This is a genomic window from Streptomyces sp. NPDC005808, assembly GCF_042871385.1.
Classification (GTDB): domain Bacteria; phylum Actinomycetota; class Actinomycetes; order Streptomycetales; family Streptomycetaceae; genus Streptomyces.
Genome location: NZ_JBIAIK010000016.1, coordinates 189829 through 203959, shown reverse-complemented (window position 1 = coordinate 203959; position 14131 = coordinate 189829). Strand labels below are relative to the sequence as shown.

10 protein-coding genes are annotated in these 14131 nt (G+C 69.5%); 9 read left to right on the top strand and 1 reads right to left on the bottom strand.

Annotated elements, in window-relative coordinates:
• Positions 1-6 precede the first annotated feature (6 nt).
• From ACFYPC_RS30335 to ACFYPC_RS30310, 6 genes are read left to right on the top strand one after another with little or no spacing between them, the layout of a single operon-like run.
• Positions 7-1296: an ABC transporter substrate-binding protein gene (locus ACFYPC_RS30335; RefSeq protein WP_391889052.1), complete on the top strand. Its 1290-nt coding sequence runs from the start codon at positions 7-9 to the stop codon at positions 1294-1296.
• A gap of 6 nt (positions 1297-1302) precedes the next feature.
• Entirely contained in the window at positions 1303-2223 is a 921-nt protein-coding gene (locus tag ACFYPC_RS30330; RefSeq protein WP_391889049.1) for a carbohydrate ABC transporter permease, read from the top strand.
• Entirely contained in the window at positions 2220-3131 is a 912-nt protein-coding gene (locus ACFYPC_RS30325; protein WP_391889047.1) for a carbohydrate ABC transporter permease, read from the top strand. The genes ACFYPC_RS30330 and ACFYPC_RS30325 overlap by 4 nt, the downstream gene beginning before the upstream one ends.
• A 35-nt stretch (positions 3132-3166) precedes the next feature.
• Positions 3167-4402 (top strand): glycosyl hydrolase, encoded by a 1236-nt coding sequence (locus ACFYPC_RS30320; RefSeq protein WP_391889045.1) that lies wholly within the window; start codon positions 3167-3169, stop codon positions 4400-4402.
• Between the two features lie 30 nt (positions 4403-4432).
• Complete coding sequence (locus ACFYPC_RS30315) at positions 4433-6433, top strand: endo-beta-N-acetylglucosaminidase (protein ID WP_391889042.1); 2001 nt, start codon at positions 4433-4435, stop codon at positions 6431-6433.
• Positions 6434-6463: 30 nt separating this feature from the next.
• Positions 6464-9481, top strand: a complete 3018-nt coding sequence (locus tag ACFYPC_RS30310; RefSeq protein ID WP_391889040.1) for an alpha-mannosidase — start codon at positions 6464-6466, stop codon at positions 9479-9481.
• 118 nt (positions 9482-9599) lie between these two features.
• On the opposite strand, the gene ACFYPC_RS30305 is transcribed toward ACFYPC_RS30310, so the two are convergent.
• Positions 9600-10334: a FadR/GntR family transcriptional regulator gene (locus ACFYPC_RS30305; protein WP_391889038.1), complete on the bottom strand. Its 735-nt coding sequence runs from the start codon at positions 10332-10334 to the stop codon at positions 9600-9602.
• A gap of 199 nt (positions 10335-10533) precedes the next feature.
• Here ACFYPC_RS30305 and ACFYPC_RS30300 point away from each other — a divergent pair, with 199 nt between their 5' ends.
• From ACFYPC_RS30300 to ACFYPC_RS30290, 3 genes are read left to right on the top strand one after another with little or no spacing between them, the layout of a single operon-like run.
• Positions 10534-11607, top strand: a complete 1074-nt coding sequence (locus ACFYPC_RS30300; protein WP_391889036.1) for a sugar ABC transporter substrate-binding protein — start codon at positions 10534-10536, stop codon at positions 11605-11607.
• On the top strand, positions 11607-13100 hold the full coding sequence (locus tag ACFYPC_RS30295; RefSeq protein ID WP_391889033.1) for a sugar ABC transporter ATP-binding protein: 1494 nt from the start codon (positions 11607-11609) through the stop codon (positions 13098-13100). Before ACFYPC_RS30300 ends, ACFYPC_RS30295 begins: the two co-directional genes overlap by 1 nt.
• A complete protein-coding gene (locus ACFYPC_RS30290; protein ID WP_391889031.1) occupies positions 13093-14127 on the top strand; it encodes an ABC transporter permease in 1035 nt (344 codons plus the stop codon). Before ACFYPC_RS30295 ends, ACFYPC_RS30290 begins: the two co-directional genes overlap by 8 nt.
• Positions 14128-14131: the final 4 nt, after the last annotated feature.

The following is a 14131-nucleotide window of genomic DNA, read 5'->3' as shown; positions in this document are numbered from 1 at the left end:
GTCACCGTGCGCACTTCTCGCAGAGCACTTGCCGCTGCCGCCCTCGCCCTCGTCCTGCCGCTGAGCGCCTGCGGTTCCGGGGACGACGGGAGCGGCTCCACGGACGCCTCCGGCAAGGTCGAGGGCGACATCACCTTCCAGACCTGGAACCTCCAGGCCAACTTCAAGTCGTACTTCGAAGGCGTGATCGCCGACTTCGAGAAGAAGTACCCGGACACGAACGTGAAGTGGATCGACCAGCCCGCCGAGGGCTATGCCGACAAGATCAGCGCGGACGCGGCCGGCGGCACGCTGCCCGACGTCGTGAACGTCTCGCCCGATCTTGTCGCACCGCTCGCCAAGGCCGGGCTCGCGCTCGACCTCGACAAGGCCGCCCCGACGTACAAGAAGGAGTACCTGGCAGGCGCCTGGGCCAGCCACCAGATACCGGGCATGACCGGAACGTACGCCTTCCCCTGGTACCTCAACACCGGCCCGCTCTTCTACAACAAGTCGCTCTTCGAGGAGGCCGGGCTCGATCCCGACAAGCCTCCGACGACGTACGACGAACTCTTCAGCGACGCGCTGGAGCTGGCCGAGAAGAGCGACGGCAAGGTGGCCACGCTCGCCAATGTGCCCACCATCGAGGACTTCGGCCGCTACGGCGTCGAACTGATGAACAAGGAGGGCACCGGCTTCGCCTTCAACGACGCCAAGGGGGTCGAACTCCTCAGCAAATACAAGGAGTTGTACGACGCCAAGGCGCTGGACTCGCAGGCGCTGACCGCGACCCCGGAGTCGTCCGGCAAGAAGTTCCTCACCGGGGCCGTCGCCATGAACCCGGGCAGCGCCCTGGACCTCGAGAACTTCAAGACGCAGGCGCCGAACCTCTACAAGAACATCGGTATCACGGACCAGATCACCAGCACCGGCAAGGTGAACATGTACGTGATGGGCGTGATGGTCAACTCGCAGACCAAGCACACCCCGGCCGCGGTCGCCTTCGCGCACTTCGTCACCGACGCGCAGAACCAGATGTCGTTCGCGAAGCAGGTCGCGATCTTCCCGAGCACCGCGGGTTCGCTGGACGACCCGTACTTCACCAAGGAGGACGGGACCGACGTGACGCGGGTGCGGGTGGCCGCCGCCAAGTCCCTGAAGAACGCGGTGAATTACACGCCGGTCCTGTTCAGCGAGCAGATGAAGACCGAGCTGCGCAACGAGGTCGCCAAGGCGCTCCAGGGCAAGCAGAGCCCCAAGGAAGCTCTTGACAACGCTGTCGAGGCCTGCGACAAACTGCTCGAACAGCAGGGCTGACGAGATATGGCGAGCTCTTCCACCGTCTCCGACGGAGCCCGGCGCCGCAGTACCCGGGTGAGGCGCCAACTGCCTACCAGCCCCTGGCTGTTCGCCGCCCCCGGCATGCTGATCATCGGCGTCTTCATCCTGTACCCCTTCGTCTCCACCCTGGTCAACTCCTTCACCGACCGCCGGACCCTGATCCCCGGCGAGTTCGTGGGCCTGGCCAACTTCCGGGAGCTGCTGCACGACGACATGTTCTGGATCGGTCTGCGCAACAGCACGCTGTACGTCCTCGGGGTGGTCCCCGCGCTCGTCCTGCTGCCGCTGCTGCTCGCCCTGCTGGTCCAGAAGAACATCCCCGGCATCGCCTTCTTCCGGTCGGCGTTCTACACCCCGGTGGTCGCGTCGATCGTCGTGGTCGGGCTCATCTGGGTGTGGCTTCTGGACGAACGCGGCCTGGTGAACTCCCTGTTGGAGGCGATAGGGGTCGGCAAGGTCGGCTTCCTCAGCGACCAGTGGCTGCTTCTGCTGAGCGCCATGGCCGTCACGGTCTGGAAGGGCCTCGGCTACTACATGATCATTTATCTGGCCGCGCTCGCCAATGTGCCGCGCGAGCTGCACGAGGCCGCTTCGGTGGACGGCGCCGGCGCGGTACGCCGCTTCCTCACGGTCACCGTGCCCGCCGTCCGCTCCACGATGGTGCTGGTCGGCGCGTTGTCGTCGGTGGCCGCCTTCAAGGTGTTCTCCGAGGTCTATCTGATGGCCGGTCCGGACGGCGGCCCGGCGGGCGAGGACACCACCCTCGTCATGCTCGTCCAGCGCACCGGCACCGGTCTGACCGGCCGCGTCGGCTACGCCTCCGCCATCTCCGTCGTCGTCTTCGTCGTCACCGTCGCGCTGATGCTGCTCGTGCTGCGCGCCGACCGGAAGGAGGACGCGTGAGTGTGCTGGAGAAGGCACCCCCGGCCGAGCGGCCAAAAGCCCCGCGCAAGCCCCGCCGACGTGTCACCGACGAGCAGGGCCGCCGCGTACGCGCCTGGGAACTCGCCCTGCGCTACCTGCTGTTGCTCGCCGTGCTCGCCCTCACCGTCGGGCCCTTCCTGTGGCAGCTGTCCACCTCGCTCAAGGGCCCGACCGAGGACATCTACAGCTCGACGCCCAAGTTCCTGCCGAGCCACCCGACCCTCCACAACTACGACCGGGTCGCCGAGACCATCCCGGTCTGGGACTACGCCTTCAACTCGTTGAAGGTCGCGGGCGCCAACGTCGTGACGAACTGCATCGGTTCGGCCCTCGCAGGCTACGCACTGGCCCGGATGCGTTACCGGGGCCGGCGCGTGGCCACCCTCGTCTTCATCCTCGCGATGCTGGTCCCCACAGAGAGCATCATCATCGCCCAGTTCACCACCATGCGGGAACTCGGCCTGAACAACACCCTCATCGGGGTGCTGCTGCCCGCCTGTGTCAGCTCCATGAACGTCCTGCTGATGCGCAACGCCTTCCTCAACCTGCCGTACGAGATCGAGGAGGCGGCCTTCGTCGACGGGGCGAACGCCTGGCAGCGGTTCCTGCGGATCGCGCTGCCGTCGGTGAAGGGGACCCTCGCCGTCGTCGCGATCTTCGCCTTCATGGGCGCCTGGGACGACTTCCTGTGGCCGCTCATCGTGCTCAGCGATCCTTCGAAGTTCACCCTGACCATCGGCCTCAACTATCTGCACGGCACCTTCGCCAACGACGAACGGCTCGTCGCCGCCGGCACGATCATCGCCGTGGCACCGCTGATCGCCCTCTTCGCCTGTCTCCAGCGGTACTTCTTCCGCGGAGTCGGCGAGGGCGCGGTCAAGGGCTGACCTCCCGTGTTCCCGCTCATGAATCAGGACTCTGCATGCCTGCTGCCGTGCGCTTCGGCGTCAACTACACCCCGACCGTCGGGTGGTTCCACCACTGGCTCGACTTCGACCTCGACGCCGTACGCGCCGATCTCGACTCGATCGCCGCGCTCGGCCTGGACCACATCCGGGTCTTCCCGCTGTGGCCCTACTTCCAGCCCAACCGCACCCTGATCCGCCCGCGCGCCGTCGAGCAGCTCGTCGCGCTCGCCGACGCCGCCGCCGAACGCGGGCTCGACGTCAACGTCGACGGTCTGCAGGGGCACCTGTCGAGTTTCGACTTCCTGCCCGCGTGGACCCAGACCTGGCACCGGCGGAACATCTTCAGCGACCCGGCGGTGGTCGAGGGAGAAGCCGAGTACCTGCGGGTGCTCGCCGCCGCGCTCGCCGACCGGCCGAACTTCATCGGCATGACCATCGGCAACGAGGTCAACCAGTTCGCGGCCGGTCCGCATCCCGACCCGGACCGCATCACGCCGGACCAGGCAGGGGCCTGGCTGCGGCGGCTGCTCGACGCCTGCGAGGAAGGCGCGCCCGGCAAACTGCATCTGCACGCCTCGTACGACGCCGCCTGGTACCAGGACGACCAGCCGTTCACCCCCGAGCACTCGGCGCGGCTCGGCGCGGTCACCGCCGTGCACTCCTGGGTGTTCAACGGTACGGCTCAGCGCCACGGCCGGACCGGCGTCGCCACCGAACACCACGCCGCGTACCTCATCGAGCTGTCCAAGGCGTGGGCGCAGGACCCGCACCGTCCGGTGTGGCTCCAGGAGGTCGGCGCGCCCGCCCCGCTGATCCCGGCCGAGCACGCGGCGGCGTTCACCGAGGCGACCGTCGAGAACGCCCTCGACTGCCCCGACGTCTGGGGCGTCACCTGGTGGTGCTCGCACGACGTGAGCCGCGACCTCGCCGACTTCCCCGAACTCGAGTACAGCCTCGGCCTGTTGACCAACGACCGGAAGACCAAGCCCGCCGGCGAGACCATCGCGCGGATCATCGAGGAGCGGCGCGAGTACGCACCCGCACCCCGGACCACGGCCCTAGTGGTCGAGACCACTTCGGGTGGCCGTTCGGTCTGTGCTCCGGGTGGGCAGGTCTTCGAGGCCTTCGCCCGGCTGACCGCCGGCGGGGCCCGCCCCACCACCGTTCTCGCGAGCCGCGCCGACGACAAGGAACACCTCGCGGCCCGTGGCATCACCGAAGTCGTCACGCCCGATCAGGTCACCGAGTAGCCCGTCCCCACGACTCATGCGGAGCACACCGTGAACCTCAGCAGACGCACCGTTCTGCTCGCCGGAGCCGGCGTCGCCGCCGGACTGGTCCCCGGCCTCGCCGGGAGGGCCGTCGCCGCCACCCGCGACCTCCAGCCGTACGCCTCCTACTGGTACCCCGACTCGCTGCCCGCCGGCACCCCGGGTACCGGCATCACCTGGCGCAGCCTCAAGACCTGGAGCGCCGCGACCGACGCCGACCTGGCGTTCAACGCCGCGTCCGTGCCGCTCGCCGCGCGCATCACGCCCACCCCGGCGAACACCACCGCCCGCGCCGACCAGGCCCGCATCCAGTCCCTGGTCTCCTTCGGCCCCACGGCGAGCAACCCCTCGCAGGGCGCGGCCACCGCCGACTACTACGCGCTCACCCACTGGGCGTACGTCGACGAACTCATCTTCTGGGGCGGCTCGTCGGGCGAGGGCCTGATCCTCGCCCCGAACGCACCCGTCGTCGACGCGGCCCACCGCCACGGTGTGCCCGTCCTCGGCAACGTCTTCCTGCCCCCCGTCGCGTACGGGGGACAGCTCCAGTGGACCCGCGACCTGGTCCAGAAGGACGCCACCGGGCACTACCCGCTGGCCGCGCAACTCGTCGCCGTCGCCGAGGCGTACGGCTTCGACGGCTGGTTCGTCAACGCCGAGACGAGTGGTGGAAACGCCGCGCTCGCCACCGACATGGTCGGCTTCCTGAAGGAGCTCAAGGCGCTGGGCACGGCGAAGGGGCAGCGGGTCACCTGGTACGACTCGATGACCGTCGGCGGCTCGGTGAGCTGGCAGGGCGCACTGAACAGCCAGAACCAGCCCTTCTTCCAGTCCGCCGACTCGATGTTCATCGACTTCCGCTGGTCGGCGACCACCCTGGCCTCCTCCGGCACGCTGGCGCAGCAACTCGGGCGCAGCCGCTACGAGTTGTGGACGGGCGTCGATGTGGAGGCCAGCGGCACGAGCAAGTCGGTCAACTGGAACGCCATCGTGCCGACCACCGCGGCCCACGTCACCTCCATCGGCTTCTACCGGCCCGAGTGGACCCGCAACCACCTGCCCGCGAGCCGTACCCCCGGCGATTTCCACGCCTCCGACGACCTGTTCTGGACCGGCGCCACCCTCGACCCCTCCAAGCCCAACCTGACGGCCACCTGGCGAGCCCCGGCCGTCTCCGTCGCCGACCGATCGACTGTCACCTCCGTCCCCTTCGCGACCGCCTTCAACACCGGCCACGGTCTGAAGTGGTACGAGGACGGCGCGGCGACCTCGGACGCGGCATGGAACCACCTCGGCCTCCAGGACCGGCTGCCGTCCCGCCGCTGGGTTGTGCGCACCGAGGGCCAACGCCCCACCGTCACCTTCGACTTCGCGGACGCCTGGCGCGGCGGGAACAGTGTCCTGGTCGACGGCGCCCTCGACGCCCCGACCACGCTGGACCTGTACGGGACCCGGCTGCCGCTCTGCGCGGACACGGTGGTCGAGCTGACCCACCGAGCCGACTCCGGAAGCGTGCAGGTCGAGCTGGCCGTCGCCACCGCCGAGCCGGAGACGGCGGGAGGGGAGCCCCCGTACACGTACTTCCCCGTGAGCACGGGCGACGGCTGGGAGACCTCGACCGTGCGGCTGACGGGACTGACGGGGGAGATACGTGCTCTCGGCGTCCGGCTCACCGCCACGAGCGGTCCGGTGCGCTGGCGGCTGGGCGGGCTCGCGGTGCGCGACGAGGTGGTGACCCCCGCCGAGCCGACCGGCCTGCGGGTCACCGACGCCGACACGGGCAACCTGCGCTTCGCCTGGGACGGCGCCCCCGGGCCCGTACGCCACTACGAGCTCTACCGGACGCTTCCCGACGGCACCCGCCGCTTCCTCGGTGGCACCTGCCAGCGCGCGTTCTATGTCGGCGGTCTCGTCCCTGAGCAGGGAGAGACGGCGGCACGGTTCGAACTGCGTGCGGTGGGGGAGTTGTTCACCGTCTCGAACCCCAGCACGACCACGCACACCTGGTAACAGGCACCACCTCACCCACGGAGCACTCTCATGCATGACGACCGCACCCTGGTCGAAGCCCGCCTCAAGCGCGTTCTCGACGAGCGCATACGTCCCGCCGTGTACCCAGAGTCCGTACCGCTGGAGGTCGCGGTGTGGCACGCGCCGGGCGAGCCGGTGCCGGTGGCCGAAGGGCTGGCCGCCGCAACGGAGCCGATCGAGGTGGGCGCGCGCTGGGGTGTTCCGTGGGGCACCAGCTGGTTCCGGGTCACCGGGACCGTCCCGGCGGCGTGGGCCGGCAGGACCGTCGAGGCCCTGCTGGACCTCGGCTTCGACGAGAACATGCCCGGCTTCCAGTGCGAGGGGCTCGTCTACCGGCCCGACGGGACACCGGTGAAGGGGCTCAACCCGCGCAACCAGTGGGTCAGAATCGGCGCCCCCGTCGAGGGCGGCGAGGAGGTCCGGCTGCACATCGAGGCCGCCTCCAACCCGGTCATTCTCGACTACCACCCCTTCCTGCCCACGCAGTTGGGCGACAAGGAGACGGCGGGCACTGAGCCGCAGTACAAGCTGGAGCGGATGGACCTCGCGGTCTTCGACGAGAACGTGTGGCAGCTCGTCCTCGACCTGGAGGTGCTCGGCGAGCTGATGGCCGAGCTGCCGGTGGACTCCGCGCGGCGCTGGGACATCCTGCGGGCCGTGGAACGGGCGCTGGACGCCGTCGACCTCCAGGACGTCAACGGCACGGCGGAAGCGGCGCGTTCACGGCTGGCCGGGGTGCTGGCCGAGCCCGCCGTGCCCTCCGCGCACCGGATCAGCGCCGTCGGGCACGCGCACATCGACTCGGCGTGGCTGTGGCCGCTGCGCGAGACGGTCCGCAAGGTCGCCCGGACGACCTCCAACATGACCGCGCTGATCGAGGACGAGCCCGAGTTCATCTTCGCCATGTCCCAGGCCCAGCAGTGGGCCTGGGTGAAGGAGCACCGGCCGGAGGTGTGGGCGAAGGTCAAGAAGGCCGTCGCCGACGGGCGGTTCGTGCCCGCGGGCGGCATGTGGGTCGAGTCGGACACGAACATGCCGGGCTCGGAGGCGATGGCCCGTCAGTTCGTGCACGGCAAGCGGTTCTTCCTCGAAGAGTTCGGCATCGAGAACGACGAGGCCTGGCTGCCCGACACCTTTGGCTTCGCGGCCGGGCTGCCCCAGATCATCAAGGCGGCCGGCTCCAAGTGGCTGCTGACTCAGAAGATCTCCTGGTCGCAGACGAACAAGTTCCCGCACCACACCTTCCAGTGGGAGGGCATCGACGGCACCCGCATCTTCACGCACTTCCCGCCCGTCGACACCTACAACTGCTCCATGAAGGGCAGCGAGATCGCCCACGCGGCGAGCAACTTCAAGGACAAGGGCGTCGCCCGGCACTCCCTCGCCCCGACCGGCTGGGGCGACGGAGGCGGCGGCACGACGCGGGAGATGATCGCGAAGGCCGCCCGCCTGAAGGACCTCGAAGGTTCCGCCACGGTGGTGTGGGAGACGCCCGAGGACTTCTTCAAGAAGGCGGAGGCCGAATACCCGGGCGCCCCCGTATGGGTCGGCGAGCTGTACCTCGAACTGCACCGCGCCACACTCACCAGCCAGGCCAGGACCAAGCAGGGCAACCGGCGCAGCGAACACCTCCTGCGCGAGGCCGAACTGTGGGCGGCGACCGCGGCCGTACGGACCGGATTCCCCTATCCGCACGAGGAGTTGGACCGCATCTGGAAGACGGTGCTGCTGCACCAGTTCCACGACATCCTGCCCGGCTCCTCCATCGCCTGGGTGCACCGCGAGGCGCGCGCCACCTACGAGCGTCTCGCGGCCGAGCTGAACGGCATCATCGACGCGGCCCAGCGCGCCCTGGCCGGCGAGGGCTCCACGGACCTCGTCTTCAACTCGGCGCCGCACCTGCGCGAGGGCGTCCCGGCGGGCGGCGCGCGGACCCCGGCCGTCGAGGGCGGCGTCGCACTCGCGCCCCGCGTCAACGGCGGGTTCCTGCTCGACAACGGGCTGCTGCGGGTCGGTATCGACGCGCGGGGGCTCGTCGTGTCGGCGTACGACATCGAGGCCGACCGGGAGACGGTCGCGCCGGGTCAGGCCGCGAACCTGCTCCAACTGCACCCCGACTTCCCGAACATGTGGGACGCCTGGGACGTCGACGAGTTCTACCGCAACACCGTCACCGACCTGGTCGACGCCGACGAGGTCGTGCCCGGCGCTGACGGCGTGTCGGTCCGGATCGTCCGGTCCTTCAGCGCGTCGCGGGTCACCCAGGTGCTGTCGCTCGCGCCCGGGGAGCGGCGGCTCGGCATCGACACCGAGGTCGACTGGCACGAGACCGAGAAGTTCCTCAAGCTCGCCTTCCCGCTCGACGTGCACGCCGAACGGTATGCGTCCGAGACACAGTTCGGGCACTTCCATCGGCCCACGCACACCAACACCAGTTGGGAAGCAGCCAAGTTCGAGGCGTGCAACCACCGGTTCGTGCACATCGAGGAGCCCGGCTGGGGCGTCGCCCTGGTCAACGACTCGACGTACGGGCACGACGTGACCCGGACCGTCCGTGACACCGACTCCGGGACGACCACCACCGTGCGCGTGTCGCTGCTCCGTGCCCCGCGCTTCCCCGACCCCGAGACGGACCAGGGCGTGCACCGTTTCCGGCACGCGCTGGTGGCGGGCGCGGCGATCGGGGACGCGGTGCGTGAGGGATGGCGGATCAACCTGCCGGAGCGCCGGGTGACCGGCTCCCGGGAGGTCGCGCCGCTGGTTGCCGTCGAGCAGGACGCCGTCGTCGTGACGGCGCTCAAGCTGGCCGACGACGGCAGCGGTGACGTGATCGTCCGCTTCCACGAGTCACGCGGTGCTCGTACGCGCGCCACGCTGACGACGGGGTTCGAGGCCGCCGGCGTCACGGTGACCGATCTGCTGGAGCGCCCGCTGGCGGACGCCGCCGTGCCCGAGCTGGACGGCGACCGGATCACCCTGCGGCTGCGTGCCTTCGAGCTGGTGACGCTACGGCTGTCGCGAGCCTGAGGAACTCCCGGCGTCCGGTGCGGGCCGGGGTGCGTCGGGTGCGTCGGGTGCGAGCCTGACGTGCTCTTGGCATCCGGCGCCGGCCGTGGTGGTAGCGGCTCGCCCCGTGCGGGCGTGGTTATCGCGGCTCGGCCGATGTGGGCGGTTCCGGCTTCGACGTGAGCTGGGACCGCAGCCACTGTTCCACCTCGCCCACGTGCGCGGCGGCGGCCGCCCTGGCCGCCTCCGGGTCGTGCGCGACGAGCGCCCGGTGGATCGCCGCGTGCTCGCGTCGGGTGCGCTCGAAGGCGCCCTCCTCCTCATAGCCGCGCCAGACCCGGGCGCGGAAGGTGCGGGAGGAGAGGCCCTCCAGGATGGCCGCCATCGTCTCGTTTCCGGCCGCTCCGGCGATGGCGCGGTGGAAGGCGAGGTCGTGCGAGAGGATCTCCTCCGGATCGTCCGTCGCGTTCATCGCGGCGAGGTGTTTCTCCACGTCGGCGAGCTGGTCCGCGGTGATCCGCGCCGCGGCCAGCGCGGTCGCCGTCGACTCCAGGATCCGGCGGATCTCCAGCAGCTCGACCAGGCGAGGCCCCCGGGACAGGTCGGCCACCACGCCGAAGGTCTCCAGGAGGTCCCCGGCCTCCAGCTGCGTGACGTAGATACCCGATCCGTGCCGCGCCTCCAGCACCCCGAGGACGGTGAGCGCGCGGATCGCCTCGCGCATCGAGCTGCGGGACATGCCCAGCTGGGCGGCCAGATCGCGCTCGGTCGGCAGTCGCTGTCCCGGCTCCAGCCGGCCCTCGCCGATCATCGCCTTGATCCGCTCGATGGCGCGCTGCGTCACGGTGCCCTTCTGCGGGGCGGGCTCGTCCACGCCTGTTCCTCCTGATGCCGGGGTGCGCCGCAGTCTAACCAGCCAAGTGGTCCGACCACTACGGCCGAAAACAAGGAAAAATTGGCGTCGAGGGGTGTCGTGACCCCGAAGTGGTCTGATAAATATTCGTCGCGGCGGCTGGAAGAGGGACTCTCCGGCCACGCGTCCTGCTCGAACTCGCTCAATGAGGAGCCGTCAGATGCCCGGCAGAACCGTGCGGAACAGGCGAATATCGTCGCGAGCGGTGCGTGCGGCGGCTACGGCCGCGTGCGCCACCCTCGTGCTCGCGGCTTGCGGAAGCACCAAGGACGACGTCGCCTCGAGCGGCGCAGGAGGCGACGGAAACGGCAAGGTCGGGGTGATCCTGCCCCTGCTGACCTCGCCGTTCTGGCAGTCGTACAACGACTACGTGCCGAAGATGGCGGAGTCCGAAGGCGTGGACGCGCTCAAGACCGTCAACTCCAACAGCGACCCGTCGCAGCAGATCACCGACATCAACAACCAGCTCAACCAGGGCGTCGAGGGCATCGTCGTGGCCCCCCTGGACAGCGCCGCGATCGCCGCCGGCCTCGACCAGGCCGAGCGCAAGGGCGTCCCCGTGGTCGCCGTCGACGTGGCGCCCGAGAAGGGCAAGGTCGCCATGGTCGTACGCGCCAACAACGTGGCGTACGGCGAGAAGGCCTGCGAGTACCTCGGGGCGCAGGTCAAGTCCGGCAAGGTCGTGCAGATCATGGGCGACCTGGCGTCCGTCAACGGACGTGAGCGCTCGGAGGCCTTCCGCTCCTGCGTCAAGGAGAAGTACCCGAAGCTGTCGGTCCTGGAGATCCCGGCCAAGTGGGAGTCCGACACCGCGGCCTCCAAGCTGGACACCCTTCTGAACGCCAACCCGGACATCAAGGGCATCTACATGCAGGCGGGCGGCGTCTACCTCGCGCCCACCCTGCAGACCCTCAAGTCCAAGGGAATGCTGAAGACGGTCGGTCAGGCGGGCCACATCACCATCGTCTCGAACGACGGCATCCCGCAGGAGTACGACGCCATCCGCAAGGGCGAGATAGACGCCACCGTCTCGCAGCCCGCCGACCTCTACGCCAAGTACGGCATGTACTACATCAAGGCGGCCATGCAGGGGAAGACCTTCAAGCCCGGCCCGACCGACCACGACTCCGAGATCGTCAAGCTGCCCAGCGGCATCCTCGAGGACCAGCTGCCCGCGCCGCTGGTGACCAAGGACAACGTGGACGACGCCTCACTCTGGGGCAACACGGTCTGATGACTACACCATTGGTGGAGGCACGGGGGGTGGCCAAGCGGTACGGCCCCACCGTCGCCCTCCAAGACGGGCGGCTCACCGTTCTTCCCGGTGAGTCGCACGCCCTCGTCGGCCGCAACGGCGCGGGCAAGTCCACTCTCGTCACCATCCTCACCGGCCTCCAGGCCGCCGACGAGGGCACGGTTCGCTTCGACGGCGAGCCGGCACCCCCGCTCGCCGACCGCGACGCCTGGCGCCGCAAGGTGGCCTGCGTCTACCAGAAACCCACCGTCGTGCCGGAGTTGACGGTCGCCGAGAACCTCTTCATCAACCGGCAGCCGACCGGGCGCGGGGGCCTCATCAGCTGGCGCAGGCTGAAATCCGAGGCCGCGGAGGTCCTGGACACCTGGGACGTGCACGTCGACCCGGACGCGCGGACCGCCGACCTCAAGGTCGAGGACCGCCAAATGGTGGAGATCGCACGGGCGTTGAGCTTCGGCGCCCGCTTCATCGTGCTTGACGAGCCGACCGCGCAGCTCGACAACCGCGAGATCGAGCGGCTCTTCACCCGCATGCGCGCACTCCAGGACTCCGGCGTCACCTTCCTGTTCATCTCGCACCACCTCCAGGAGGTGTACGAGGTGTGCCAGACGGTCACGGTCCTGCGTGACGCCCGCTGGATCACCACCGCGCCGGTCGCCGAACTGCCGCGCGCGGCGCTGGTGGAGGCCATGGCGGGAGAGGTGATCGCCGAAAGGTCCGTTCAGATCAGGAAGACGGACCAGGAGGCGCCGGTCATCCTCGACGCCAAGGGGCTCACCTCGGACGCCTACGAGAACGTCGATCTCACCGTCCGCCGCGGCGAGGTCGTCGGCCTGGCCGGCTCCAGCGGGAGCGGGAAGATCGAGCTGGCCGAGTCGTTCGCCGGGCTGCACACGCCGACCGGCGGCACCGTTCAACTCGACGGCGAGCGGCTCCCGTTCGGCGACGTACAGGCCACGCTCAAGGCGGGCGTCGGCTTCGTCCCGCGCGACCGGCACGACCAGGGCCTCGTCTCCGGGATGACCATCGGCGACAACGCCACCATGACCGTCCTGAACCGCCTGGGCCGCTACGGTTTCATCGGCACCGACCGCAAACGCGGCTTCGCCACCGAGCTGATCGAACGCCTCGACATCCACACCGAAGGCCCCGAGCAGCCCGTCTCCGACCTCTCCGGAGGCAACGCGCAGAAGGTCGTCATGGCCCGCGCCCTCGCCTCCGACCCGCGCCTTCTCGTCCTCATCAACCCCACCGCGGGCGTCGACGTGAAGTCGAAGGAGTCCCTGTTGTCCCGTGTGGACTCCGCCAGCGAGGACGGCACCGCGGTCCTCGTCGTCTCCGACGAACTCGACGACCTGCGCCGCTGCGACCGGGTCCTCGTCCTCTTCCACGGCCGCGTCGTCGCCGAACACCCCGCCGGCTGGCGCGACCACGAGCTCATCGCCTCCATCGAAGGAGTGGACCATGGCTGACACGAAGGCCCCGTCGGCCTCTACCGCCACCCCCGTACGAGTCCCCGACCCGCGCGCGGCCAAGGCGGTACTGCTCCGCCGGGCTCGCGAACTCGCCCTCGTACCAGCCCTGTTGCTGCTTCTGGTGCTCGGTGCGTTCGTCAACGACTCCTTTCTCACCGAGCGCAATCTGATCTCCATCCTGGGCGCCTCGGCGGCACTCGCGATGGTGGTGCTCGCCGAGTCGCTCGTCCTCATCACCGGCAAGTTCGACCTGTCGCTGGAGTCGGTCGTCGGCATCGCACCGGCCGTCGGCGCGCTGCTCGTGCTGCCCGTCGCCCAGTCCGGCTGGGGCACGGAGTTCCCCGTGGCGCTCGCCATCCTCGCGATGCTCGTCGTGGGCGGTGTCGTCGGCGCCTTCAACGGCATCCTGGTCGTGAAGCTCAAGCTCAACGCGTTCATCGTCACCCTCGCGATGCTGATCGTCCTGCGCGGGCTGCTGGTCGGCGCCACGGAGGGCAAGACGCTGTTCGGGATGCCCGACTCGTTCTTCTCGCTGGCCACCACCACCTTCCTGAGCATCCCGATGTCGGTGTGGCTGGCCGCCGTGGCCTTCGGCGTCACGGGCCTGATCCTCAGGTACCACCGCATCGGCCGCGCCCTGTACGCCATCGGCGGCAACGCGGACGCGGCCCGGGCGGCCGGTATCCGCGTCGAGAGCGTGATGCTCGGCGTCTTCGTCGTCGCGGGCGTCCTCGCCGCCGTCGGCGGAATCATGCAGACCGGGTACGTGGGGGCGATCAGCGCCAACCAGGGCAACAACATGATCTTCACCGTGTTCGCGGCCGCGGTCATCGGCGGCATCAGCCTCGACGGCGGCAAGGGCACCATGTTCGGCGCCCTGACCGGCGTCCTGCTCCTCGGCGTCGTACAGAACCTGCTCACGCTCGCCCAGGTGCCGTCCTTCTGGATCCAGGCCATCTACGGCGGAATCATCCTCGTCGCCCTGATGATCGCCCGCGTGACCACCGGCCGCGCCCAGGACTGACGCC

Coding starts and splice junctions, on each gene's coding strand:
- ACFYPC_RS30330 (WP_391889049.1), top strand. CDS start 1,303: ATGGCGAGCTCTTCCACCGTCTCCGACGGAGCCCGGCGCCGCAGTACC.
- ACFYPC_RS30320 (WP_391889045.1), top strand. CDS start 3,167: ATGCCTGCTGCCGTGCGCTTCGGCGTCAACTACACCCCGACCGTCGGG.
- ACFYPC_RS30310 (WP_391889040.1), top strand. CDS start 6,464: ATGCATGACGACCGCACCCTGGTCGAAGCCCGCCTCAAGCGCGTTCTC.
- ACFYPC_RS30300 (WP_391889036.1), top strand. CDS start 10,534: ATGCCCGGCAGAACCGTGCGGAACAGGCGAATATCGTCGCGAGCGGTG.
- ACFYPC_RS30295 (WP_391889033.1), top strand. CDS start 11,607: ATGACTACACCATTGGTGGAGGCACGGGGGGTGGCCAAGCGGTACGGC.
- ACFYPC_RS30290 (WP_391889031.1), top strand. CDS start 13,093: ATGGCTGACACGAAGGCCCCGTCGGCCTCTACCGCCACCCCCGTACGA.